Source organism: Streptomyces cathayae, assembly GCF_029760955.1.
Classification (GTDB): domain Bacteria; phylum Actinomycetota; class Actinomycetes; order Streptomycetales; family Streptomycetaceae; genus Streptomyces; species Streptomyces cathayae.
On record NZ_CP121682.1, the window covers coordinates 4,006,145 to 4,031,029 of the forward strand.

Below are 24,885 nucleotides of genomic sequence, written 5' to 3' on the forward strand. Positions count from 1 at the left end.
TCCCTGCCTCCCCATTCATTGCGCGTCGGCCGACCGCCCTCGCGCGCCGTTCGACGCCAAAACCAATTGTGCCCACAGTCTGCCGCTATGCACGACACACAAGGGCTGACGATGGTTGTGCGGTTACCCGTGACTCAGCGTCCCAGGCGTCCGCGGACCATACCGACCAACGAGTTGACCTCCACGATGCGCATCCGGCGGGCGGCGACGAAGAAGACGCCGAACAGGACGGCCCCACCGGCCAGCAGCGCGGCGAACGAAGCTCCGGCGCCCTGACCGAGGCTGTGCCCGATGCCGTAGCAGACCGCACCGCTGAGCAGCGCGGCCGGAACCGAGGCGATGCACAGCCGGGCGTACGTCCGCAGCACCCGAGCGCCGTCCAGGTCCCCGCCCAGCCGCTTGCGCAGCCGGCGCCAGGCGACACCGACGCCGGCCGCGTAGGCAAGGCCGTAGGCGGCGGCCATGCCGACCACGGCCCAGCGGGCCGGGAGGACGAAGAAGCAGACGGCCGAGGCGATCGCGTTGACCGCGGCCACGATGACCGTGTTGTAGAAGGGGGTCCGGGTGTCCTCATAGGCGTAGAAGGCACGTAGGACGACGTACTGCACGGAGTAGGGGATCAGACCGAGGCCGAAGGCCATCAGCATGTAACCCATGTTGGTCGCTGCGCCGGTGCCCGAGGAGCCGAAGATCAGGGTGCACATCGGGATACCGAGGGAGATGAAGCCGAAAGCGATCGGCACGATCGCGACGGCCGTGGTGCGCAGGCCTTGGGAGATGTCGTCCCGGACGGCACCGCTGTCGTCCTCTGCCGCCGAGCGGGAGATACGGGGCAGCAGGGCGGCCATCAGCGAGACGGTGATGATGGCCTGGGGCAGGCCCCAGATCAGCTGGGCGTTGGCGTAGGCGGCGAAGCCGGTGCCCTGGGCATCGGAGTTCAGGCCGGCCGCTGTGGACAGCTGGGTCACGACCAGCGCGCCCGCCTGGTTGGCGAGCACGAACAGGATGGTCCACTTGGCGAGCTTCGCCGCCTTCCCCAGACCGTGACCCTTCCAGTCGAAGCGCAGACGGATACGGAATCCCGTCTCGCGCAGGTACGGGATCATGGCCAGGGCCTGGACGACGAGGCCGAGCAGGATACCGATGCCGAGGAGACGCTGGCCTTCCGGCGGAATGCTCGTGACGGTCATCTGCGAGTCGGCGGCGGTGCCGTAGACGTAGATGAACGTACCGAGTGTCACGATGATGACGATGTTGTTGAGGACCGGGGTCCACATCATCGCGCCGAACCGGCCGCGCGCGTTGAGGATCTGCCCCATCACCACGTGTACGCCCATGAAGAAGATCGAGGGCAGGAAGTAGCGGGTGAAGGTGACGGCGACCTCGTTGGCCGCGGAGTCGGAGGCGACCGGGTTGGACAGCGCACGCACGAGGAGCGGCGCGGCGAGCCACGCGACGGCGGTGAGTGCGGCCAGGGCCGCCATCACGAGGGTCAGCAGTCGGTTGGCGTACGCGATGCCACCGTCGGCATCGTCCTTCATGGCGCGGACGAGCTGCGGCACGAAGACGGAGTTGAGGCCGCCGCCGACGGTGAGGATGTAGATCATGGTCGGCAACTGGTACGCGACCTGGAACGAGTCACCGAGAAGACCCAGACCGAGCGCTGAGACGATCAAGGCGGAGCGGATGAATCCGGTGAGGCGGGACACCATCGTGCCCGCCGCCATCACGGCACTGGACTTCAGCAGCCCTCCGGCCCGGCCGCCCTTCTTCGCGGGCGGCGCGGCAGCCGGTTCCGGTGCGGGAGACTCGGCGGCAGGCGGTGGTGTGGCTCCCGCGTAGTGACCGGGTGCCGCGGAGGCCGGGCCGGGTACCGGAACCGATTCAGGGGACTGCCGGCCGGCCACCGGCTGGTAGCCGGGACGCCCACCGCCGTGCTGTTGGGTGTAGCCACCGTCCTGCTGCTGATCGCGGAGCAGGTGGGCGAAGGCGTCCGGCTCACGGCGCTTGTCTCCGGCCTGGCCGACCAGGTCGTCCACGCCCACGAACTGTGTCGTGCGCGGATCATCCCCGTACGGGAGGTACTGGGTCGGAGCGTCCGGTTCCGGTGCCGGGGCCTGGGCCCATACCCGAGGGTCGGGCGCGTGGGGCGACTGGGGAGGCTGCCCGTACAGCGGCTGCTGAGGGGTGTACGTGCCCTGTGGGGGCGGGGGGTGCGCCGCGCGGTCGTACAGGGCCTCCGCGACCGGGTCCTGGGCGGCGATGTCCTGCGCGCGGTAGGGATCCTGGTCGTAGGTGTCCTGGAGATACGTATCAGCGGGCGGCTGCGGAGCCTGGTCGTGCCCGGGCGGCGGACCCTCGGGCGGGTCCGACTCGGGATGGCCCGAGTTGCCCGCGGCACGGCCGCGGTCACCGTCGTACGGCGCGTTCATGGTTACCCCACCTCATCGTCCCTGGCCCACCCGGCCACGACATCCTCAACGGTCCACTCTCTCACCCGTGCCGGACGGGTCTGCGCTTTCCGGTGCGGTGTCCGGTACCGGGTCACTCGGCTGCTCCGGGGCGTCCGTTTCCGAACAGTCCTCCGACTTCTTGGTGAGACGTACCGCGGGGGCGCCCGGGTTCTGCGGATCTTCGCTGCCCCCGTCCGGCGCGCGCTTCTCCTCCAGGACCTCGCGGGCCGCGGCACGCTTGCGCTGGGTGTACATCCTGAAGCCGGCAAGGACGAGCAGCAGGACACCGCCGCCGATGACCAGCATCACCGTGGCGGTGATCTCGGTGACCTTGACGTCGAAGGTGACCGGCTCGCCGTACTTCTGGCCGTCCTGCGTGTACAGCTGGGCGATCACCGTCGCCCGGCCGTTGGCGTTGGCGGACGTGGTGAACTTCACCGACTGGCTGTGACCGCCCGAGACGGTGACCGGCTGCTCTCCGTAGGCGGCCCCCTCGATCTCGAGGCGGGTCGGGTTGGTCGAGGTGAGACGCAGCGTCAGGTGCTCGACGCCCTGCACCAGGTTGTTCTGGACGGTCACGGGGATCGTGGCACTGCGGCCGGACAGTTTCGTCTCCGACTTCTCGATCAGCTTCACCTGGTCGAGAAGTCCGTCGAGGTACGCCTCGACCCCACTGCGGTAGGTGGCCGCCTCGGCGACCTGGCCGCGCCATGAGACGGACATCCCCCGGTTCAGGGCCCGGCCGAACGGGGTCACCACCCGGGACGGGTCGGAGAGGATCACCTGGAACTTGTCGAGCTTGTCCTGTGTCCTCGCGATCTGCTCGAACGCCGACTGCGGCAGTTCCTGCTTGCGCAGCGAGGAGGGATACGAGGAGGCCGAGGGAACCTCGGTGGTGGCGGCGGGGTCCGGCTTCGCCTTCGCGGCGGCGGTGAGGTCCTGGGACTCCGACCAGTTTCCGTCCTGGACGGCCTTCAGCACCTCGGCCATCGTCTGGGCCTGGCTCGCGGAGGGAGTGCGCTGCGGAGCCACGACGATGCTGCGCTGCCGACCGGTCTGGAGGCTGAGCGTCAGGCTCTGTGCCAGGAACCGCTGCACCGTGGACGTGGTCGTGGAGGCCTTGGTCATATCGCCCTGGAACAGGGTGGACAACCGGGCGTCCGCGACCACCGCCGTGGTGCCGCCCCCGATGGGGCGTGCGGCCGAAGGCGTGTACGACAGGTCACCGGTCTCCCGGAAACTGTCGCTGCGGGCGATCACCTTGTCGGCGCCGGCGGATGTGGCGACCTTGACGATGGAGGGGTCCACCGCACCATTGACGGGCCAGGCGAAGTCGGTGGTCGGTTTCACGTGGAGTATCGGCTCGACCGTGTTGACGACGACATCCGTGGCCTCCTTGAGATGACTCAGGGAGCCGGTGACCGACGTGCCGTTGTGGGCGAGGGAGGCAAGATCCGGGTCGCCGAAGGGCAACGCGACGACCTCGTTGTCCGCCACCGCGCTCTGCACCTGGGCGAGCCATCTCTTGGCGACAGCCTGATGACGGCCCGCCGTGGTGGTGTCACCCTCGCTTCGGACTTCGTAGCTCTCGGTCATCGCGTCGACGGATGCCAGCAGGTCCGGATCGACCACCCAGGTGACATCGAGATCCTTGCCCAGTGCCACCATCCGGTCCAGACGGCCGCCCGGGGAGATCTCCTTGGCCAGGACGTCGTCGCGGAGGACCGGGGTCTGCTGTTCGTCGGAACCGGTCTCCGCCGTCGTGTGGACCGTGGAGATCAGCGGCCACAGAAACGTCGTTCTCGTCTTTTTGTCGGCTTCCTCGGGCTGCCACGGCAGGAACGTGTGCCGGACACCGAGGGTCTGCTGCCACGGCTGGGCGGAAGTCTGTCCGGAGAGGGCCACCGCCACCTGGTAGACGCCGTTCTTTCCGAGGCTGAGCTCGTCCGTCGGCACGGAGATACGGAAGGGCTGTGAGACGCCCGGAGCGAGGCGTTCGAACTCCTGGGAGTACTTGTCGTCGATCTCCGGGCCGACGGCGCCCTGGACGTCGTCACTGTTCCTGGCGACGGTCTCGATCCCGGAGCGGGTGTTCAGCAGGGGACCCACCCGCAGGCCGACGTGGGCGTCGGTGACCGCTTTCCCGCCCTTGTTGGTCACCGTACCGGACACGGTGACGGTGTCTCCCTCGGTGGGGGTGCTCGGGGTGAGCGAGTTCACGGAGACGGAGACCGAGCCCGCACCGGAGGGAGCCTGCCGGGTGCTCTGCGCGGTGGCGCCCGCCGGAGACGCGGCGGGCAACTGGAGCAGGCCGGCCAGCAGGGGTACTCCGGCGAACAGGGTTCCGGTGCGCCGCAGCCAGCGGCGGGCAGGTGAGGCACTCGTCCCCTGGAAGTCTGCCGCCTCGGCCACGCGCTCGCCCGTCCCTTGTCGTCGTCAGTGGTCGTCGGAATGTACGTCCACGCATGGTAACGAGGAGCGGAGGGGCTGAGTGCCGCGGACCGGTCCACACGATCGGGGGGAGCGCCGCACTGCCCTCTATGTGGCTGTATAAGGGGAGCGCGTCCCGTCCTGCGGGTACAGACCTCGTGCGGGTCTCGCCGGAGGTGACCGTGCCTGACCCAGGGGGAGCCTCCGGCCGCCCGAGCCACGTACCCTTTTCTGTTGTGCCGAACGCCAACGAACAAACCAGTGCCCTGAGCCAGGTGCAGGACCAAGCGGTCAACGAACTGCTGCGGGTCGCCCCTGTCGCCGACGACCTCGCCCGCCGCTTCCAGGAGGCCGGGTTCTCACTCGCCCTGGTCGGCGGTTCGGTCCGGGACGCTCTGCTCGGCCGGCTCGGCAATGACCTCGACTTCACGACTGACGCCCACCCACAGGACGTCCTGAAGATCGTTCGTCCGTGGGCGGACGCCGTCTGGGAGGTGGGGATCGCCTTCGGCACCGTCGGAGCCCAGAAGGACGTCCGCGTCGGAGACGTTGACCGAAGCTTTCAGATCGAGGTGACGACCTACCGCTCGGAGGCGTACGGCCGCACGTCACGCAAGCCGGAGGTGGCGTACGGCGACTCCATCGAGGAGGACCTCGTCCGTCGTGACTTCACGGTGAACGCGATGGCCCTCGCGCTTCCCGCGAAGGAGTTCATCGACCCGCACGGTGGCCTGGACGATCTCGCGGCCGGTGTGCTGCGCACACCGGGCACCCCCGAAGAGTCCTTCTCGGACGATCCGCTGCGGATGATGCGAGCCGCGCGCTTCGCCGCTCAGCTCGATTTCGAGGTGGCTCCCGAGGTGGTCACGGCCCTGCGGGAGATGGCCGGACGCATCGACATCGTCTCGGCCGAGCGGGTCCGGGACGAGCTGAACAAGCTGGTCCTGTCCGCTCACCCGCGCAAGGGGCTGACCCTGCTCGTCGATACCGGGCTCGCCGACCACGTGCTGCCCGAACTGCCGGCCCTGCGTCTGGAGAGCGATGAGCACCACCGGCACAAGGACGTCTACGAGCACACGCTGATCGTCCTGGAGCAGGCGATGGCGCTGGAGGACGCCGGCCCCGACCTGACACTGCGCCTTGCGGCTCTGCTGCATGACATCGGCAAGCCGCGCACGCGCCGTTTCGAGGGCGACGGCCGGGTCTCCTTCCACCATCACGAGGTGGTGGGCGCGAAGATGACGAAGAAGCGCATGACGGCCCTCAAGTACTCCAACGAACTGGTGAAGGACGTCTCGCGCCTGGTCGAGCTCCATCTGCGTTTCCACGGCTACGGCACGGGAGAGTGGACGGACTCCGCCGTCCGTCGCTACGTCCGGGACGCGGGGCCGCTCCTGGATCGGCTGCACAAGCTGACCCGCTCGGACTGCACGACACGCAACCGCCGCAGGGCGGCCGCGCTGTCCCGTGCGTACGACGGTCTGGAGGAGCGCATTGCCAAGCTCCAGGAGCAGGAGGAACTGGACTCCATCCGCCCGGACCTCGACGGCAACCAGGTCATGGAGATCCTCGGCGTCAAGCCCGGACCGGCGGTCGGTCAGGCGTACAAGCACATGCTGGAGCTTCGTCTGGAGAACGGTCCGATGGGGCATGACGCGGCGGTGGCGGCCCTCAAGGAGTGGTGGGCCGAGCAGCAGGGCTGAGAGTGGGGAACGGGGGTCACGTTTCACGTGAAACATAGCCCCCGTCGGCATGCGTGGGGGGGTGGTGTTTCACGTGAAACACCACCCCCCCCACGCACGGTCTGAGCGAAGGTGTTACTTCACTTCCTTGAGGCAGAGGACCACGTTGTGGCTGCTGCTGCCCGTCTGGTAGTACGAGATCGTCGCTTCCGCGACAGCCTCGCACTTGCTGTCGTCACTGGTGTTGTCGAACTTTTCGACGACCTTGTACTGAGCATCGCCTGAAGAGCAGTCGACCGTCTTGAGGTCCGCACTGGACTGTGTGCCCTCGTTGTGCATGCAGCTGCCCACGGACGTGGTCTCTGCGTCCGTCTGCCCGAAGAACCACTTGCCCAGGGCTATGAGGACCGCGACGACGATGAGGCCGAGGACGCGCAGCAGCTTCTTGTTGAAGCGCCCGGCGGGAGTCGGCGGGGGGACCGGGGCGCCCTGTGCGGGGAAGCCAGGCTGACCTGCCTGCTGGGGGAAACCGCCCTGGGGCGGCTGCGGAGCCTGGCCCTGGGGCTGGCCGTAGGGCTGCTGCTGGCCCTGGGCGAACGGGTTGCCCTGAGGTGGCGGAGTGGTCACTTGGAGGTCCCCCTGGAACGTGAGTGCGTGGCGCGAAAGACGCGTTGATAAGACGCACGTAAGGTATCGGCTGGTACTGACAACGCCACGCCGTGCTGGAGCTCTGTGGCATTGATGTGACACTTACTGGCGCTCAAAGCGGGCGATAGCCACAGCTACTGCTCCGTAGATAACGGCGATCGTTACCACCAGTGGGACCGACCGGCCGTCCGGTGGCAGCATCAGGGCGGCCACCGCGGCGGCACCGACGAAAGCCACGTTGAACAGGACGTCGTAGAGGGCAAAGATCCGGCCTCGGAAACCGTCCTCGACGGAGGACTGGACGATGGTGTCCGTGGCGATCTTCGCGCCCTGGGTGGTCAGCCCCAGGACGAACGCCCCGATCAGCAGAGGGCCGGCGGCGAAGGGCAGACCGAGCGCGGGCTCCAGGACCGCGGCGGCCGCCGCGCACAGCATGATCCAGCGGCCGGGCCCGAACCGCCCCGCGGCCCAAGGAGTCACGACGGCCGCGACGAAGAAGCCGGCGCCGGACACACCCAACGCCAGTCCCAGAAGAGCGAGTCCCTCGTCCGCGGTGTCGCTCAGGGCGTACCGGCACAGCATCAGCAGCATGACGAGCATGGCGCCGTAGCAGAACCGCATCAGGGACATCGCGGTGAGCGCCCAGGCCGCCTCCCTGCGTGGAGATGCGGCAAGGTGGCGCAGACCTGCCATCAGATCGCGGACGGTGCCGGTGAGCGCCGTGGCGAGCCGTGGATGTACCAGCGCCCGGTCAGGACCGAGCAGTTCCTTCGCGATGCGCAGCGACGCCAGGGCCGCGCACAGATACAGCGCCGCGCCCACGAGCACGACGGCGGCGTCGGAGTCCGCGACGACCAGGCGCACGACGAAGGCCAGACCGCCGCCCGCGGTCGCCGCGAGGGTGCCGGCCGTCGGCGAGAGGGAATTGGCGACGACCAGTCGTTCGGAGTCCACCACGCGCGGCAGGGCGGCGGACAGGCCGGCGAGGACGAAGCGGTTGACGGCGGTGACACACAGGGCTGAGACGTAGAGAAGCCAGTCCGGGACCTGGCCGAGGATCAGGACGGCGGTCACCGAGGCCATCAGCGCGCGCAGCAGGTTGCCGTACAGAAAGACCTGACGGCGGCGCCAGCGGTCCAGCAGGACACCGGCGAAAGGGCCGACCAGGGAGTAGGGGAGCAGCAGGACCGCCATCGCGGAGGCGACGGCCACGGCGGACGTCTGTTTCTCCGGCGAGAAGACCACATAGGCGGCGAGGGCGACCTGGTAGACACCGTCGGCGCCCTGGGAGAGCAGCCGGACGGCGAGCAGGCGTCTGAAGCCCTGGAAACGCAGCAGGACGCGCAGGTCACGGACGACGGCCATGAGCCACAGCCTCACATACGGGGAGGGTCCCCGGGGCACACGACCCGGGGACCCTCAACTGCCCACAGTGGGGAGGTTCTAGTGCTCGACCTTGCCCTGGATGAACTGCTCGACCTTGACGCGGGCGTCGTCGTCGAAGTACTGCACCGGAGGGGACTTCATGAAGTACGACGAAGCCGACAGGATCGGGCCCCCGATGCCGCGGTCCTTGGCGATCTTCGCGGCGCGCAGGGCGTCGATGATGACACCCGCGGAGTTCGGGGAGTCCCAGACCTCGAGCTTGTACTCCAGGTTCAGCGGGACATCGCCGAAGGCGCGGCCCTCGAGGCGCACATAGGCCCACTTGCGGTCGTCCAGCCAGGCGACGTAGTCGGACGGGCCGATGTGCACGTTGTTCTCGCCGAGGTCCCGGTCGGGGATCTGGGAGGTGACGGCCTGTGTCTTGGAGATCTTCTTGGACTCCAGGCGCTCACGCTCGAGCATGTTCTTGAAGTCCATGTTGCCGCCGACGTTCAGCTGCATCGTGCGGTCCAGGACGACGCCGCGGTCCTCGAACAGCTTCGCCATGACGCGGTGCGTGATGGTGGCGCCGACCTGGGACTTGATGTCGTCACCGACGATCGGTACGCCGGCCTCGGTGAACTTGTCCGCCCACTCCTTGGTGCCGGCGATGAACACCGGGAGGGCGTTGACGAAGGCGACCTTGGCGTCGATGGCGCACTGGGCGTAGAACTTCGCCGCGTCCTCGGAGCCGACGGGCAGATAGCAGACCAGAACGTCGACCTGCTTGTCCTTGAGGACCTGGGTGACGTCGACCGGCTCCTCCGCGGACTCCTCGATGGTGGCCTGGTAGTACTTGCCGAGACCGTCGAGGGTGTGACCGCGCTGGACCGTCACACCGGTGCTGGGGACGTCGCAGATCTTGATGGTGTTGTTCTCGGAGGCGCCGATGGCGTCAGCGAGGTCGAGGCCGACCTTCTTGGCGTCCACGTCGAAAGCGGCGACGAACTCGACGTCGCGGACGTGGTAGTCGCCGAACTGGACGTGCATCAGGCCCGGGACCTTGGACGCCGGGTCGGCGTCCTTGTAGTACTCGACTCCCTGTACCAGCGATGCGGCACAGTTGCCCACGCCGACGACGGCTACGCGAACCGAACCCATTCCGGTTGCTCCCTGTGTAGTACGAGTGAGGCCCTGAGCGGGACTCACGTGGCGGTGTCGTCGGGCGAATCCGGCCGGGGGCGGTCCCCCGGCCGGGGCAGGTCGCCCGACGCTCCAGATGTGGTGTCCTGTCGAGGGGACGCCCCGGAAGCGGGACCCTTGAGGTCTCGCCCGGCCCGCTCGCTCTCGATGAGCTCGTTCAGCCAGCGCACTTCCCGCTCCACGGACTCCATCCCGTGACGCTGGAGCTCGAGCGTGTAGTCGTCGAGACGCTCCCGGGTCCGGGCCAGTGAGACCCGCATTTTCTCCAGGCGCTCCTCCAGCCGGCTGCGGCGGCCTTCCAGCACACGCATGCGTACGTCACGTGATGTCTGTCCGAAGAAGGCGAACCGCGCGGCGAAGGTCTCGTCCTCGTACGCGTCGGGGCCCGTCTGGGAGAGCAGCTGTTCGAAGTGCTCCTTACCCTCGGCCGTCAACCGGTAGACGATCTTGGCGCGACGGCCCGTGAGGGGAGCGGCGAGGGCGTCCTCTGTGGTGTTTCCCGGTTCCTCGATCAACCAGCCGTTGGCGACCAGCGTCTTGAGGCAGGGGTAGAGCGTCCCGTAGCTGAAGGCACGGAACACACCCAGTGACGTATTGAGTCTTTTGCGCAGCTCATAGCCGTGCATCGGAGACTCGCGGAGCAGGCCGAGTACGGCGAACTCGAGGATCCCGGAACGCCGGCTCATCGTCGCCTCCTCTCTGCCGCGGTCGTGCGGTGACGGTCTCGTGGCCGGCTCATCGCCGTCCTTATGCCGAGCTGATGTATCGACTCGATACATCACGACGATAGAACGGCCATCCGGCTGGGACAAGGGGGAGGGTGGTGAACGGGATCACATCACCGGTTCGATCGGAGCAAGTTGCCTGATTTGAGCCGAACTTCTGCGCTCGACAGGTTTTGGTGATGCGTAGTCTGTGCGCCATGCACAACACACCGGGAACCGAGTGACGCCTGGGGGCGTCCTCGTCCCCGGTGCAGTACGGGATGAATGCGGAACCCACCGCATCCGTACTTCGGGGGGACCGGAAACCAGCTGCCGTTTCCAGGCGCGCGAGATGCGCCTGCCCGAGGAGTAGTCGTTCGATGAGCGAGCACCGTCGCAAACCACCGCAGCCGCAGGGTGGCGGACGTGCCGCGGCCCGACGAGGCCAGTCAGGCTCGTCCTCCGGCCGCCGCGCGGCGCCGCGCGGCGCCACCGGGTCTCCGTCCGATTCCTATGGGTCGGACTCCCGCGACTCGGGTGGTGAGGTCCACAGTCATGGAAGCCGCGCCGAAGCGCGACGCGCGGCGCAGAGAGGCGGGGGCCGCCGGGCCGGTTCCACCGGGCCCGGCCGAGGCCGGGCGGCACCTTCCGACCAGAAACGGATCATCGACTATCCGCGCCACGACAAGTACGGCTGGCGCCGCTGGATGCCGTCCTGGAAGTTCGTCACCGGCCTGTGTATCGCGTTCTTCGGCAGCATGGTGGCTGCCGCGGGGATCGGGTACGCGATGGTGGGCGTTCCTGACGAGGCCAAGACCGCGAAAGCGCAGAACAACGTCTACTACTGGTCCGACAACTCACAGATGGTCGCCACGGGTGGTGAGCGCAACCGCCAGATCATCGAGATCGAAGAGATCCCCAAGGCGATGCAGCTAGCGGTCATCTCCCAGGAGAACAAGACGTTCTACGAGGACAGCGGCATCGACCCCAAGGGCATCGCCCGCGCCGTGTTCAACATGGCCAGGGGTGGCAACACGCAGGGTGGATCCACGATCACCCAGCAGTACGTCAAGAACGCCATGCTGGACGACCAGTCGCAGACCATCTCCCGCAAGGTCAAGGAGATGTTCGTCTCGGTCAAGGTGGGCACCACCAAGGAAAAGAAAGACATCCTTGCGGGCTACCTGAACTCGGCGTACTACGGGCGTGGGGCCTACGGGATCCAGGCCGCGGCGCAGGCCTACTTCGACAAGAAGGCCGTGAACCTCGACGAGGGCGAGTGCGCCTTCCTGGCGGCGGTCCTCAAGGGAGCCACCTACTACGACCCGGCCGGCGCCAGTTCCATCGACCCGGTCAACGCCAGCCCTGCGGCGAACAAGAAGCGTGCCCGGCTCCAGATGCAGGACACGCTGAACAAGATGGTCGAGTACGGGCATCTGGATCCCGCGACCAGAGCCAAGTACACCAAGCTGCCCGAGGTGCAGAACCCCCGGTCGAACACCGCGCTGAGCGGGCAGATCGGTTACCTCGTGGACCTCGCCAAGGCGTACATCGTCAACAACAGCGAGGAAACCGGCATCACCGCCGACTTGCTGGAGCAGGGCGGCTACTCGATCTACACGACCTTCGACAAGAAGAAGGTCAAGGCACTCGAGGAGTCGGTCCAGAAGGTCTACAAGAAGAACATCAAGCCCGAGGAGCGCCCCGACAAGGACACCCACGTCCAGTTCGGCGGAGCCTCGGTGGACCCGGCGACCGGCGCGATCGTGGCCATCTACGGCGGTGCCGACGCGACCACGCACTTCACCAACAACGCCGACGCGACCGGCGCCCAGGTCGGCTCGACGTTCAAGCCGTACGTGCTGGCGGCCGCCATGAAGTGGGGTGTCCGGGACCCCGACGGCGATCCGGACCAGGCCCAGGACGAGCGGACGCAGGTGTCCGAGAAGAGCCTGTACAGCGGCCAGAACAAGCTCAAGATCAAGGAATACGACGGTTCGGTCTGGCAGAACGAGAAGGGCGAGCAGTGGCAGCAGGTCAATGACGGCGACCAGACGTACGGCACTGCGCCCGACTACAAGATCGACCTCCGTGAGGCGATGCGGGAGTCGGTGAACTCCTCCTTCGTCCAGCTCGGCGTGGATGTCGGCCTGGACAAGGTGAAGGAGTCCGCGGAGGACTCCGGGCTTCTGGAGAGCAGCCTCGCCGGAACGAACTACCCGTCGTTCTCCCTCGGTACCTCGAGCCCCAGCGCGATCCGGATGGCGGGTTCGTACGCCACCTTCGCGGCCAGTGGTGAGCAGCGTGACCCGTTCTCCGTCAAGAGGGTGACGAGCAGCAAGGACGGCACGGTCTACACGCACAAGATCCAGACCGAGCGGGCGTTCACCTCTCTGGTCGCGGACAACGTCACGGACGTACTGAAGACCGTCGTCGAGGAGGGAACCGGCACCAACGCCCAGCTCGAGGGCCGTGAGGTGGCGGGCAAGACCGGTACCACGGACGGCAACAAGTCCGCCTGGTTCGTCGGCTACACCCCGCAACTGTCCACCGCGATCAGCATGTTCCGGTACCCCGACGACGAGACCATCAAGAACCGCGAGTTCCTGAAGATGTTCGGCACGGGCGGCCAGGACAAGATCCACGGCGCCTCGTTCCCGTCCGAGATCTGGGCGGACTACATGGAGGACGCGCTGAAGGGCCAGAAGTCGGTGCCCTTCCCGACGCCGAAGCCCATCGGCGAGATCGTCAACGACACTCCGTCGCCGACCCCCACTCCTTCGCCCACCGAGACCGAGGAGGAGACGCCGTCGCCGTCTCCGTCGACCTCGGAGCCGGAGCCGGAGCCCAGCACCCCCACCCCGAGTGAGACCGAGACCTGCAGGCCGCTCGACTTCCGCTGCAAGGGGGAGGACGACACGGGTGGTGCCGGACCGGGCGGTGCGGACGCCGGTGGGACGGACGGCGGGGTGACCAGTTCACCGTCGCCCTCGGAATCGGAAGAGGAAGGCGTCAACCGCGGCAACGGCAACGGAAACGGCGGCGGAAACAACGGTAGTCTCTTCGGAGGCCCGGCCGGCTAATCGCCCGCTTGCCCGACCTGGGTGTTTCACGTGAAACGAGGGCCGCCGTACCCCACGGGTACGGCGGCCCTCGGCGTAGTCCTGGCACGTACGGCAGGATGTGCGGCATGCCCAGTGGAGAATCGACGCAAGCGAGCGTCCGCGAGCCGGAGCCGGTGGAACCGACCCGGGAGGACGAGGTCGCCGAGGCCGGCAGCGAGCTGATCGGTGGTCCGCTCGGGCGGCATGCCCTCCTCGGGGCGTCCTGGTGGAGTCCGGTCCGGGTGATCGTGCTCGTGGCGATCGGTCTGTTCACCCTCGGCCTGGTACAGAAGGCGCCCTGTTACAACGGCGCGTGGTTCTTCGGCGCCGGTTCCCAGTACACGCACGCGTGCTACTCGGACATCCCGCACCTCTACCAGGGGCGGGGCTTCGCCGACGGTCTGGTGCCGTACTTCGACCAGCTCCCCGGTGACATGCAGTACCTCGAATACCCGGTGCTGACCGGTGTGTTCATGGAGGTCGCCTCCTGGCTCACGCCCGGCAGCGGCAGCATCCAGGACCAGGAGCAGTGGTACTGGATGGTCAACGCCGGGATGCTCATGGTGTGCGCGGCCGTCATCGCCGTCTGTGTGACCCGCACGCACACACGGCGGCCCTGGGACGGTCTCCTGGTCGCTCTGGCGCCCGCCTTCGCCCTGACCGCGACGATCAACTGGGACCTGCTGGCGGTCGCCCTGACGGCCGCGGCGATGCTCATGTGGTCGCGTGGCCGTCCCCTCGCCTTCGGGGTCCTTCTGGGGCTTGCCACGGCCGCCAAGCTCTACCCCGTGCTCCTTCTGGGGCCGCTGCTGGTGCTGTGCTGGCGCGCCGGCCGCTGGCGGGAGTACGGCACCGCCCTGGGCGGTGCGGTCGTCGCCTGGGCCGTGGTGAACGGGCCGGTGATGTTCTTCGCCTTTGACGGCTGGTCGAAGTTCTACACGTTCAGCCAGGAACGGGGCGTCGATTTCGGCTCCTTCTGGTTGATCATCGCCCACAACTCGTCCGACCCGCTGAGCACCGACACCGTGAACACACTCGCCACAGCACTGATGTTGCTGTGCTGCGTGGGTATCGCCGCACTCGCTCTCATGGCTCCCCGCCGACCGCGCTTCGCGCAGCTCGCCTTCCTGGTCGTCGCGGCGTTCATCCTCACCAACAAGGTCTACTCACCCCAGTACGTCCTGTGGTTGGTGCCCTTGGCCGCCCTGGCCCGGCCGAAGTGGCGGGACTTCCTGATCTGGCAGACCTGCGAGGTGGCCTACTTCCTCGGCATCTGGATGTACCTCGCGTACACGACCAGTGGAGACGACCACAAGGGACTGCCCGTCGACGGTTATCACTGGGCCATCGTTCTGCATCTGCTCGGGACGCTCTATCTGTGCGTCATGATCGTGCGCGACATCCTGCTGCCCGAGCGGGACCCGGTGCGCCGCTCCGGTGACGACGATCCTTCGGGAGGGGTGCTCGACCGAGCCGAGGACGTCTTCGTCCTCGGCCCCGCCGCCCGACCCGCACAGCATGTCGCACACTTCGACGGGCCACGGGTCAAGTGGGGCGGGGCCGGCGCCACCAGCGGTTCACTCTGAGCGAACGACTGGTGACGCTCGCCCGGAGACAGGCGAGAGAGGCATGAGGAAGGCCGGGCACGGTACTACCGTGCCCGGCCTTCCTCGCTGTCCGGACGCCTGCTCAGACGCCTTCCCGCGTTCTGCGCTCGCCGCTCAGCTCGTCCCCCCACCGCCGCTCAACGGTCGAGGACCCGGTCGAACTGCGTGGTGGTGTGCCGCAGGTGGGCCACCAGTTCCTCGCCGACCTGAGGTTCCGACGCCTCCGCGGGCACGAACAGGATCGACACCTGCATGTGAGGCGGCTCGGCGAACCAGCGCTGCTTGCCGCCCCAGACGAACGGAGAGAGGTTCCGGTTCACCGTGGCGAGTCCGGCGCGGGCAACGCCCTTGGCGCGCGGCATGACACCGTGCAGCGCCTTGGGGGCCTCCAGACCCACCCCGTGCGACGTACCACCCGCCACGACCACCAGGAAGCCGTCGGACGCGGCCTTCTGCTGGCGGTAGCCGAACCTCTCCCCCTTGGCGATGCGCGTGACGTCCAGGACGGCACCGCGGTACTCGGTGGCCTCGTGGTCCCCCAGCCACAGCCGGGTACCGATACGGGCGCGGAAACGGGTCTGCGGGAACTGCTGCTGCAGCCGGACCAGTTCCTCGGCCTTGAGGTGACTGACGAACATCGTGTGCAGGGGGAGACGGGCGGCCCGCAGACGGTCCATCCAGCCGATGACCTCCTCGACGGCGTCCGATCCGTCGGTGCGGTCCAGCGGCAGGTGGATGGCGAAGCCTTCCAGCCGGACGTTCTCTATGGCGGAGTGCAGCTGGGGCAGATCCTGCTCACTGACGCCGTGCCGCTTCATCGAGGACATCACCTCGATGACCACCCGGGCGCCGACCAGACCGTACACACCGTCGACCGACGAAACCGAGCGGATCACCCGGTCGGGCAGCGGGACGGGCTCCTCGCCGCGCCGGTACGGCGTCAGCACCAGCAGGTCGCCACCGAACCAGTCCTTGATCCGGGCGGCCTCGTACGTCGTGCCGACGGCGAGGACGTCCGAACCCAGCCGGGTGGCCTCCTCGGCCAGCCGCTCGTGCCCGAAGCCGTAGCCGTTGCCCTTGCAGACCGGGACGAGCCCCGGGAACTGCTGCTGTACGTGCTTGTGGTGCGCCCGCCAGCGCGCGGTGTCGACGTAGAGCGTGAGCGCCATGGCCGGACCTGGAACCTTTCTGGTTGCTGCGGTGTGTCAGAGAGAGGGGAGCTGATGGATCGGACAGTGCGACGGGGGCGGGCTCAACGGCGCGACATGTACATGTCGAGCGCCTTGTGGAGCAGCTTGTTCAGCGGGAAGTCCCACTCGCCGAGGTACTCGGCGGCCTGGCCGCCCGTCCCCACCTTGAACTGGATCAGGCCGAAGAGGTGATCCGTCTCGTCCAGCGAGTCGGAGATGCCGCGCAGGTCGTAGACGGTGGCGCCGAGCGCGTAGGCGTCGCGCAGCATCCGCCACTGCATCGCGTTCGAGGGCCGGACCTCACGGCCGATGTTGTCGGAGGCGCCGTAGGAGTACCAGACGTGGCCGCCGACGATCAGCATCGTGGCCGCGGACAGGTTCACGCCGTTGTGCCGGGCGAAGTACAGCCGCATGCGGTTGGGGTCCTCGGTGTTGAGGGCGGTCCACATGCGCTGGAAGTACGACAGCGGGCGCGGCCGGAAACGGTCGCGCACGGCGGTGATCTCGTACAGCCGCTGCCACTCGGGCAGGTCGTCGTAGCCGCCCTGGACGACTTCGACGCCGGCCTTCTCGGCCTTCTTGATGTTGCGGCGCCACAACTGGTTGAAGTTCTTGTGGACCTCTTCCAGGGACCGGTTCGCCAGCGGCACCTGGTAGACGTAGCGGGGCTGGACGTCGCCGAAGCCGGCCCCGCCGTCCTCGCCCTGCTGCCATCCCATGCGGCGCAGCTTGTCGGCGACCTCGAAGGCACGGGGCTCGATGAAGTCGGCTTCCAGGTCACGCAGACGCTTAACGTCCGGGTCCTGGATCCCCTTCTTGATGGTCACCGCCTCCCAGCGCCGGATGACCACCGGCGGGCCCATCTTCACCGAGAACGCGCCCTGCTGCTTCAGGTGCGCGAGCATCGGCTCGATCCATTCCTGAAGATTTGGCGTGAACCAGTTGATGACCGGGCCCTCGGGGAGATAGGCCAGGTAGCGCTTGATCTTGGGCAGCTGCCGGTAGAGGACGAGGCCGGCGCCGACCATCTCGCCGGTCCGGTCGTCGAACCAGCCGAGGTTCTCCGCGCGCCACTCCGCCTTGACGTCCGACCAGGCCGGGACCTGCATGTGACTCGCCGACGGCAGGCTCTGGAGGTACGCCAGATGCTGCTCTCGGCTGATGGTCCTCAGGGTCAGGGTCATTCGGGGCGCTCCTCGGGCTGGTGTGTCCCCATGGGATCAGGGGCTCCGGCTCTCGCGCGAAGCCTACTGCGCCTGGGAGCCGACCCGGTTGGGCGCACGGACCTTCGCCCCGGCCGGTCGTCGGCCGGGGCGCTCCACGGTATTCAGGCAGGGGTGCCCGGAATCAGTCGAAGAGCCCGCCGAAGAGGCCGCCGTGGGCCATGCCCAGGAAGAAGCCGACGGCCGATGCGCCCAGGCCCACGATGAGGCCGAAGCGCCCCCGTGTCGTCTGCGAGACCCACTGGCCGTACGCGCCGGTGAGAATTCCCACCAGGCCGGTCCAGGAGCTGAGCAGGTGCAGGTGGTGGAACATCGCCGTGATGAAGGACGTGATGCCCAGCACCAGGGTCACCGCGAGCAGGGTGTCCTGGAGTGGGTGGGACTTTCCGTCCGTGGCGAAAAGGCCTCCGGCGGTGTTGGGTCGCAATGCCTGTGCCATGGCACCTCCTGCGAAAGGCGGCGCATCGTAGCGCCGTACACACCCGATGTGTACAGACTGACGGGCTTCCGGGCCGGATTTCAACCGGAAGCCACTGTGCGGGTACTGTGTACCGTCTGCACCGGTGTCTGTCCGGACAGATCCAGTCAGGATCAGGGCAGGACCACGGTCCGCCCCGGTCGGCCTGGGAAACCGCCGCCCGACATCGATTGTCAGTGGCGGCTGTTCTACTGACAGACATCGTTGCGCAACGCATCACGACCCTCCTGCCACGGAACGACCGTGGCCGCTGAGTCCGAAGGAGGTGGGTTCCACATGCGTCACTACGAGGTGATGGTCATCCTCGACCCCGATCTCGAGGAGCGTGCTGTCTCCCCGCTGATCGAGAACTTCCTTTCTGTCGTCCGTGACGGCGGCGGAAAGGTCGAGAAGGTCGACACCTGGGGCCGTCGTCGTCTCTCGTACGAGATCAAGAAGAAGCCCGAGGGCATCTACTCGGTCATCGACCTGCAGGCCGAGCCTGCGGTCGTCAAGGAGCTCGACCGCCAGATGAACCTGAACGAGTCGGTCCTCCGGACCAAGGTCCTCCGCCCCGAGAACCACTGAGCGTCTCCGCTCAGTCGATCCCGGGATCCGAGTAGCAGTACCAGCAGCCAGCAGCAAACCCGCCGAGAGGTTCCCCCATGGCAGGCGAGACCGTCATCACGGTCGTCGGCAACCTTGTCGATGACCCCGAGCTGCGCTTCACCCCGTCCGGTGCGGCCGTCGCGAAGTTCCGTGTCGCGTCGACTCCCCGCACCTTCGACCGCCAGACGAACGAGTGGAAGGACGGCGAGAGCCTGTTCCTGACCTGCTCGGTCTGGCGTCAGGCGGCGGAGAACGTCGCCGAGTCGCTCCAGCGAGGCATGCGCGTCGTCGTGCAGGGCCGGCTGAAGCAGCGGTCCTACGAGGACCGTGAGGGCGTCAAGCGCACGGTCTACGAACTGGACGTAGAGGAAGTCGGCGCCAGCCTGCGCAACGCCACGGCCAAGGTCACCAAGACCACCGGCCGCGGTGGGCAGGGTGGTTACGGCGGTGGTGGCCAGCAGGGCGGCGGCTGGGGCGGAGGCTCCGGCGGCGGCCAGCAGGGCGGCAACGCCCCGGCCGACGACCCCTGGGCGACCGGCGGCGCTCCCGCCGGCGGCAACCAGGGCGGTGGTGGCCAGCAGGGCGGCGGCTGGGGCGGAGGCTCCGGCGGCGGCGGTGGCTACTCGGACGAGCCCCCCTTCTAGGGCGGGCCGTACCCACACTTCTTGATCACACAGGAGATACATCATGGCGAAGCCGCCTGTGCGCAAGCCGAAGAAGAAGGTCTGCGCATTCTGCAAGGACAAGGTCACGTACGTGGACTACAAGGACACGAACATGCTGCGGAAGTTCATTTCCGACCGCGGCAAGATCCGTGCCCGCCGCGTGACCGGCAACTGCACGCAGCACCAGCGTGACGTCGCCACGGCTGTCAAGAACAGCCGTGAGATGGCGCTGCTGCCCTACACCTCCACCGCGCGATAAGGGAAGGGTGACCGACTCATGAAGATCATCCTCACCCACGAGGTCTCCGGCCTCGGTGCCGCGGGCGACGTCGTCGACGTCAAGGACGGTTACGCTCGCAACTACCTGGTCCCGCGGAAGCTCGCGATCCGCTGGACCAAGGGTGGCGAGAAGGACGTCGAGCAGATCCGTCGTGCTCGCAAGATCCACGAGATCCAGACCATCGAGCAGGCCAACCAGGTGAAGGCCCAGCTCGAGGGCGTCAAGGTCCGCCTCGCGGTCCGCTCCGGCAACGCCGGTCGTCTCTTCGGTTCCGTCACCCCGGCCGACATCGCTTCCGCGATCAAGGCTTCCGGCGGTCCTCAGGTCGACAAGCGTCGCATCGAGCTGGGTGCCCCGATCAAGACCCTGGGCGCCCACGAGACGCACGTGCGTCTGCACCCCGAGGTTGCCGCCAAGGTCGACATCGAGGTCGTCTCGGAGTAAGTACTGCTCGCTGAAGCAGTGAGGTGGGGGCCGCACCCTTCGGGGTGCGGCCCCCACCGTCGTTTCCCGTGAAACACCGCCTTCCGCGGGAACCGCGTCAGCGCGTGGCGCCGGTGACGACCCACTGGCCCGAACGGGTACGGACCCACAGGGTCAGCAACCGAATGGTCATCATGAGCGTCATCGTGCCCCAGAGCGCGGTGAGACCGCCCCCGAACACGGGGACCAGCAGGGCGACCGGGGCGAAGACCGCCAGGGTGATCAGCATCGCCCAGGCCAGGTACGGCCCGTCGCCCGCGCCCATCAGCACTCCGTCCAGAACGAAGACGATGCCGGAGATCGGCTGGGACAGGGCAATGAGCGCCAGAGCGGGCAGCGCCGCGTCGATGACCGTGGAATCGCTGGTGAACAGGGGCAGGAAAACCGGCCGGGAGAGCATCACGAGCACGCCGAGAACGACTCCGACGCCGATGCCCCACTCCACCATGCGACGGCACACCTCACGGGCACCCTGTGCGTCCCCGGCTCCCAGATAGCGGCCGATGATGGCCTGCCCGGCGATCGCGATGGCGTCCAGTGCGAAGGCGAGCAGACTCCACAGGGAGAGGATGATCTGGTGAGCCGCGATGTCGGAGTCGCCGAGTCGGGCGGCGACGGCGGTCGTGATCATGAGGATGGCCCTGAGCGAGAGAGTGCGCACCAGCAGCGGTGCGCCGGCCTGGGCGGAAGCCCTGATCCCCGCGATGTCGGGGCGCAGTGAGGCGCCGTGTCGGCGTGCTCCTCTGAGCACCACGATCAGATAGGCGGCGGCCATGCCGCACTGGGCGATGACCGTGCCCCAGGCGGAGCCCGCGATACCGAAGCCGGCGCCGTAGACCAGCCCGACGTTGAGGATGCCGTTGGCGACGAAGCCGGCGACGGCGACGTAGAGAGGCGTCCTCGTGTCCTGCAGTCCGCGCAGAACACCGGTCGCGGCGAGCACGATCAGCATGGCCGGTATGCCGAGAGCTGAGATGCGCAGATAGGTGATCGCGTAGGGGGCCGCTGTGTCCGAGGCGCCGAAGAGGTCCACCAGGGCCGGTGCCGTGGGCAGGACGACAGTGATGACGGCGACACCGAGGAACAGGGCGAGCCAGATTCCGTCCATGCCCTGGCGGATGGCGGCAGGGAGATCACCGGCGCCGACGCGCCGGGCGACGGCGGCGGTGGTGGCGTAGGCCAGGAAGACAAAGACGCTCACGGCGGTCACCAGAAGGGCCGACGCGATGCCGAGACCGGCGAGCTGTGCGGTGCCGAGATGGCCGACGATGGCGCTGTCGGCCAGGACGAAAAGGGGCTCGGCGACAAGTGCGCCGAAAGCCGGGACGGCCAGCATGACGATCTCGCGGTCGTGCTGCCGTCGGACGGCGCGTGGGCGCGCGGGGGCCTGTGTCATGTGCACCAATCTAATCGTCCACAGGTAAGAGATGCAAAGCTCTATAGACCCTTACTTGATGGCGCAGGGTGTGTGCATGCGCACAGCGATCGAAGGGATCTTGGCCCGTCTGGGAAAGTTTTTCTTCTACACAGGCAGTGGACTAGGAAACCCCAGGTCAGCGTGGTCATCGCGGCGGCAGAGTTTCCTTGTTCACAGGGCTGTCCACCGGGTCGTGCACAGGTTTGGCGAACTTCTCCACAGCATTGACCCCGTTGTCCACAGGGTCTGTGGATAACCAGATTGGCTGACGGTGCATACGGGCCTACGGTGGTCCGGCGCCCGCTCCGTCCGCCGGTTGCCGAATGGCCGCAAATCCGGCGCGCGACAACCGGAGTCGGGCGTCCTATTTGTCAGCGCCGTGCCGTAGAAAGAGGGCCACGGCTAGGTCCGCTCGGCGGACGGGAGGAGGTGGCTCGGTGAGCATTTCCGAGCCCTTGGACGACCCGTGGGCCGACAGCGGCCCCAGCGATCGTCTGCCTGCCTCCCGCCGCCGTGACAACGGAGGCAGGGGCCGCGAGGACCAGCACGACCGCGGCCGGGACTCCGGAGCGTGGGAGGGCGAAGGTACCGCGTTCGAACGGGTGCCCCCGCAGGACCTGGAGGCCGAGCAGTCCGTTCTGGGCGGCATGCTGCTGTCCAAGGACGCCATCGCGGATGTCGTCGAGATCCTCAAGGGCCACGATTTCTACAAACCGGCTCACGAAACCGTCTACACGGCCATCCTCGACGTGTATGCGAAGGGCGAGCCGGCCGACCCCATCACGATCGCCGCGGAACTGACCAAACGCGGTGAGATCAACAAGGTCGGCGGGGCCTCGTATCTGCACACCCTCGTCCAGACGGTGCCCACGGCGGCCAACGCGGCGTACTACGCGGAGATCGTGCACGAGCGCGCCGTACTACGCCGCCTGGTCGAAGCCGGCACCCGCATCACCCAGATGGGATACGCGGCCGACGACGACGTCGACGAGATCGTCAACCGTGCGCAGGCCGAGATCTACGCCGTCACCGAACAGCGCACGAGTGAGGACTACCTGCCGCTCGGCGACATCATGGAGGGCGCGCTCGACGAGATCGAGGCGATCGGCTCGCGCAGCGGCGAGATGACCGGTGTACCCACGGGGTTCACGGACTTCGACTCGCTCACCAACGGTCTGCATCCCGGGCAGATGATCGTCATCGCCGCCCGTCCCGCGATGGGCAAGTCGACGCTCGCGCTGGACTTCGCCCGTGCGGCGTCGATCAGGCACAACCTGCCGAGTGTCGTCTTCTCACTCGAGATGGGGCGCAACGAGATCGCGATGCGCCTGCTGTCCGCCGAGGCCCGGGTCGCCCTGCACCACATGCGGTCCGGCACGATGACCGACGAGGACTGGACCCGTCTGGCGCGCCGGATGCCGGACGTATCGGCGGCGCCGCTCTACATCGACGACTCCCCGAACCTGTCGATGATGGAGATCCGTGCCAAGTGCCGTCGGCTGAAGCAGCGCAACGACCTGCGGCTGGTCGTCATCGACTACCTCCAGCTGATGCAGTCCGGTGGTTCCAAGCGGGCGGAGAGCCGCCAGCAGGAGGTCTCGGACATGTCCCGCAACCTCAAGCTGCTCGCCAAGGAACTGGAACTGCCGGTCATCGCGCTCTCCCAGCTCAACCGTGGCCCCGAGCAGCGCACCGACAAGAAGCCGATGGTCTCCGACCTGCGAGAGTCCGGTTCCATCGAGCAGGACGCCGACATGGTCATCCTGTTGCACCGTGAGGACGCGTACGAGAAGGAGTCCCCGCGTGCGGGTGAGGCCGACCTGATCGTGGCCAAGCACCGAAACGGCCCGACGGCGACGATCACGGTCGCCTTCCAGGGACATTACTCACGCTTCGTGGACATGGCGCAGACCTGATCGGATTCCTGCTGAACTGAGGGCATGACGACACCTCAGGAAGAACTGCTGGCCGGTACGCGTCGGGCGTTGCTGCACCGGATCGCCGTCGCCCAGGCCGAAGAGCGGGCCCCGTCTCTCGTCGCGACCGTGGTGCGGGACGGAGAAGCGGTGTGGGCGGGTGTGCGGACGTCGTTGGAGGGGAACGCGCCGGACGGGGACACGCAGTACCGGATCGGTTCCCTCACCAAGACCTTCACCGCCGTCCTGGTGCTCCGGCTGCGTGACGAGGGGGTGGTCGACCTCGGCGAGCCGTTGGAGAAGTACCTGCCGGGCACGGGCGCGGGGGAGGCGACCATCGCCGAACTGCTCGCGCACACCGGTGGTCTGGCGGCTGAGACGCCGGGCCCCTGGTGGGAGCGTACTCCTGGCTCCCTGCGGCCCGGCCTCGCCGACGTACTGGGCGAGCACCCCCTGGTGCACCCGGTCGGCAGGCGGTTCCACTACTCGAACCCCGGATACGCGCTGCTCGGCGCGCTCGTGGAGAAGATGCGCGGTGCTTCGTGGGAGGCCGTTCTCCGACGTGAAGTGCTCGAGCCCTTGAGTCTGCATCGGACAGGTGTGCGCCCGCAGGCACCGTATGCGGATGGCTGGGCGGTGCATCCATGGGCGGACGTGATGCAACGTGAGCCCGCCGAGGATCTCGGACGGATGGCACCCGCAGGTCAACTCTGGTCCACCACAAGTGATTTGGCGCGTTTTGCCGCGTTTCTGGCCCATGGTGACGAGCGGGTACTGGATATCGGGTCGTTGCGAGAGATGAGGAGGCCGGCGGCACCGGCGGAGGCGGCGGACGTGGCGAGCGGCTATGCGTACGGCCTGGGAATGGAGGTGCGTCACCGGGACGGGCGGGCCCTCATCGGGCACACCGGATCACTGCCGGGCTTCCTTGCCTGTCTTGTGATGAGCGTGGAGGACGACGTGGCCGCGGTGGTCCTGGCGAACTGCACGTCCGGACCGCTGCTGTTCCCGGTCGCCGCCGATCTCGTTCGGATCGTCGCCGAGGCGGAACCCCGTATCCCCGCGCCCTGGCGGCCGTTGCGGGAGGCGGACTCCGCTGTGCTGGAGCTGGTGGGGCAGTGGTACTGGGGGACGCTCGGCTTCGCCCTGCGGCTGTCGGCCGACGGGCTGGTGTCGCTGGAGCCGCTGTCCGGCAAGGGCCGTGGTTCGAGTTTCCGATCGAACGGCGACGGCACCTGGACAGGACTGGAGGGTTACTACGCCGGAGAGCTCCTGAGGCCCGTACGGCGGTCGGACGGATCGGTGAGCCATCTGGACCTCGGGTCCTTCGTGTTCAACCGCCGACCGTATGACGAGGAGGCTTTTGTACCGGGCGGAGCGGATCCCGAGGGATGGCGGGGCGTCGGGTAGGCCCGGTTGTGCGGAAGGTTGTGGAAGGAGCCTGTTTCA

19 protein-coding genes are annotated in these 24,885 nt (G+C 67.6%); 9 read left to right on the forward strand and 10 right to left on the reverse strand.

The genetic code is table 11. From position 1 onward, the window contains the following. Positions 1-134 precede the first annotated feature (134 nt). Both murJ and PYS65_RS18190 read right to left on the reverse strand, forming a co-directional pair. Positions 135-2,432 (reverse strand): murein biosynthesis integral membrane protein MurJ, encoded by a 2,298-nt coding sequence (gene murJ, locus PYS65_RS18185; protein WP_279334997.1) that lies wholly within the window; start codon positions 2,430-2,432, stop codon positions 135-137. Positions 2,433-2,477: 45 nt separating this feature from the next. Further along, positions 2,478-4,865 carry a DUF6049 family protein gene (locus tag PYS65_RS18190; RefSeq protein ID WP_279334998.1) on the reverse strand — a complete coding sequence of 796 codons (2,388 nt, stop codon included), beginning with the start codon at positions 4,863-4,865 and terminating at the stop codon, positions 2,478-2,480. A 254-nt stretch (positions 4,866-5,119) separates the two neighbouring features. On the opposite strand from PYS65_RS18190, the gene PYS65_RS18195 reads away from it, so the two are divergent. After that, positions 5,120-6,586: a CCA tRNA nucleotidyltransferase gene (locus PYS65_RS18195; RefSeq protein ID WP_279334999.1), complete on the forward strand. Its 1,467-nt coding sequence runs from the start codon at positions 5,120-5,122 to the stop codon at positions 6,584-6,586. Between the two features lie 114 nt (positions 6,587-6,700). Here PYS65_RS18195 and PYS65_RS18200 read toward each other — a convergent pair whose 3' ends face one another. From PYS65_RS18200 to PYS65_RS18215, 4 genes are all read right to left on the reverse strand, one after another. Further along, on the reverse strand, positions 6,701-7,192 hold the full coding sequence (locus PYS65_RS18200; protein ID WP_279335000.1) for an LppU/SCO3897 family protein: 492 nt from the start codon (positions 7,190-7,192) through the stop codon (positions 6,701-6,703). Positions 7,193-7,315: 123 nt separating this feature from the next. Further along, positions 7,316-8,578, reverse strand: a complete 1,263-nt coding sequence (locus PYS65_RS18205) for an MFS transporter (RefSeq protein WP_279335001.1) — start codon at positions 8,576-8,578, stop codon at positions 7,316-7,318. A gap of 78 nt (positions 8,579-8,656) precedes the next feature. After that, positions 8,657-9,739 carry an inositol-3-phosphate synthase gene (locus PYS65_RS18210; protein WP_279335002.1) on the reverse strand — a complete coding sequence of 361 codons (1,083 nt, stop codon included), beginning with the start codon at positions 9,737-9,739 and terminating at the stop codon, positions 8,657-8,659. Positions 9,740-9,783: 44 nt separating this feature from the next. Next, positions 9,784-10,467, reverse strand: a complete 684-nt coding sequence (locus PYS65_RS18215) for a PadR family transcriptional regulator (protein WP_279335003.1) — start codon at positions 10,465-10,467, stop codon at positions 9,784-9,786. A gap of 398 nt (positions 10,468-10,865) precedes the next feature. On the opposite strand from PYS65_RS18215, the gene PYS65_RS18220 reads away from it, so the two are divergent. Both PYS65_RS18220 and PYS65_RS18225 read left to right on the forward strand, forming a co-directional pair. Continuing rightward, positions 10,866-13,568, forward strand: coding sequence for a transglycosylase domain-containing protein (locus PYS65_RS18220; protein ID WP_279335004.1), 2,703 nt, complete (start codon positions 10,866-10,868; stop codon positions 13,566-13,568). Positions 13,569-13,666: 98 nt separating this feature from the next. Then, positions 13,667-15,175, forward strand: a complete 1,509-nt coding sequence (locus PYS65_RS18225; RefSeq protein ID WP_279335005.1) for a glycosyltransferase family 87 protein — start codon at positions 13,667-13,669, stop codon at positions 15,173-15,175. Positions 15,176-15,333: 158 nt separating this feature from the next. Here PYS65_RS18225 and PYS65_RS18230 read toward each other — a convergent pair whose 3' ends face one another. The 3 genes from PYS65_RS18230 to PYS65_RS18240 all read right to left on the reverse strand — a co-directional run bounded on the left by PYS65_RS18230 (position 15,334) and on the right by PYS65_RS18240 (position 18,048). Then, on the reverse strand, positions 15,334-16,365 hold the full coding sequence (locus PYS65_RS18230) for an alanine racemase (RefSeq protein ID WP_279335006.1): 1,032 nt from the start codon (positions 16,363-16,365) through the stop codon (positions 15,334-15,336). A gap of 83 nt (positions 16,366-16,448) precedes the next feature. Further along, the gene (locus PYS65_RS18235) at positions 16,449-17,570 is read right to left on the reverse strand and encodes a lipid II:glycine glycyltransferase FemX (protein ID WP_279335007.1); all 1,122 of its coding nucleotides are present in this window, start codon (positions 17,568-17,570) and stop codon (positions 16,449-16,451) included. Between the two features lie 163 nt (positions 17,571-17,733). After that, the gene (locus PYS65_RS18240) at positions 17,734-18,048 is read right to left on the reverse strand and encodes a hypothetical protein (protein ID WP_279335008.1); all 315 of its coding nucleotides are present in this window, start codon (positions 18,046-18,048) and stop codon (positions 17,734-17,736) included. A gap of 315 nt (positions 18,049-18,363) precedes the next feature. On the opposite strand from PYS65_RS18240, the gene rpsF reads away from it, so the two are divergent. The 4 genes from rpsF (at position 18,364) to rplI (ending at position 20,064) form a co-directional block, all read left to right on the forward strand. Continuing rightward, positions 18,364-18,654 (forward strand): 30S ribosomal protein S6, encoded by a 291-nt coding sequence (rpsF, locus tag PYS65_RS18245; protein WP_062188887.1) that lies wholly within the window; start codon positions 18,364-18,366, stop codon positions 18,652-18,654. Positions 18,655-18,731: 77 nt separating this feature from the next. Continuing rightward, complete coding sequence (locus PYS65_RS18250; protein WP_279335009.1) at positions 18,732-19,319, forward strand: single-stranded DNA-binding protein; 588 nt, start codon at positions 18,732-18,734, stop codon at positions 19,317-19,319. A 43-nt stretch (positions 19,320-19,362) separates the two neighbouring features. Then, positions 19,363-19,599 carry a 30S ribosomal protein S18 gene (gene rpsR, locus PYS65_RS18255; protein ID WP_003949403.1) on the forward strand — a complete coding sequence of 79 codons (237 nt, stop codon included), beginning with the start codon at positions 19,363-19,365 and terminating at the stop codon, positions 19,597-19,599. Positions 19,600-19,617: 18 nt separating this feature from the next. After that, complete coding sequence (gene rplI / locus PYS65_RS18260) at positions 19,618-20,064, forward strand: 50S ribosomal protein L9 (RefSeq protein ID WP_279335010.1); 447 nt, start codon at positions 19,618-19,620, stop codon at positions 20,062-20,064. A gap of 97 nt (positions 20,065-20,161) precedes the next feature. Here the strand turns inward: rplI and PYS65_RS18265 are convergent, their stop codons facing one another. Further along, complete coding sequence (locus PYS65_RS18265; RefSeq protein WP_279335011.1) at positions 20,162-21,499, reverse strand: MATE family efflux transporter; 1,338 nt, start codon at positions 21,497-21,499, stop codon at positions 20,162-20,164. Positions 21,500-21,957: 458 nt separating this feature from the next. Between PYS65_RS18265 and dnaB the strand changes: the two genes are divergently transcribed. Both dnaB and PYS65_RS18275 read left to right on the forward strand, forming a co-directional pair. After that, a complete protein-coding gene (gene dnaB, locus PYS65_RS18270; protein WP_279335012.1) occupies positions 21,958-23,436 on the forward strand; it encodes a replicative DNA helicase in 1,479 nt (492 codons plus the stop codon). A gap of 24 nt (positions 23,437-23,460) precedes the next feature. Continuing rightward, entirely contained in the window at positions 23,461-24,846 is a 1,386-nt protein-coding gene (locus tag PYS65_RS18275) for a serine hydrolase domain-containing protein (protein ID WP_279335013.1), read from the forward strand. The last annotated feature ends 39 nt before the right edge of the window (positions 24,847-24,885 follow it).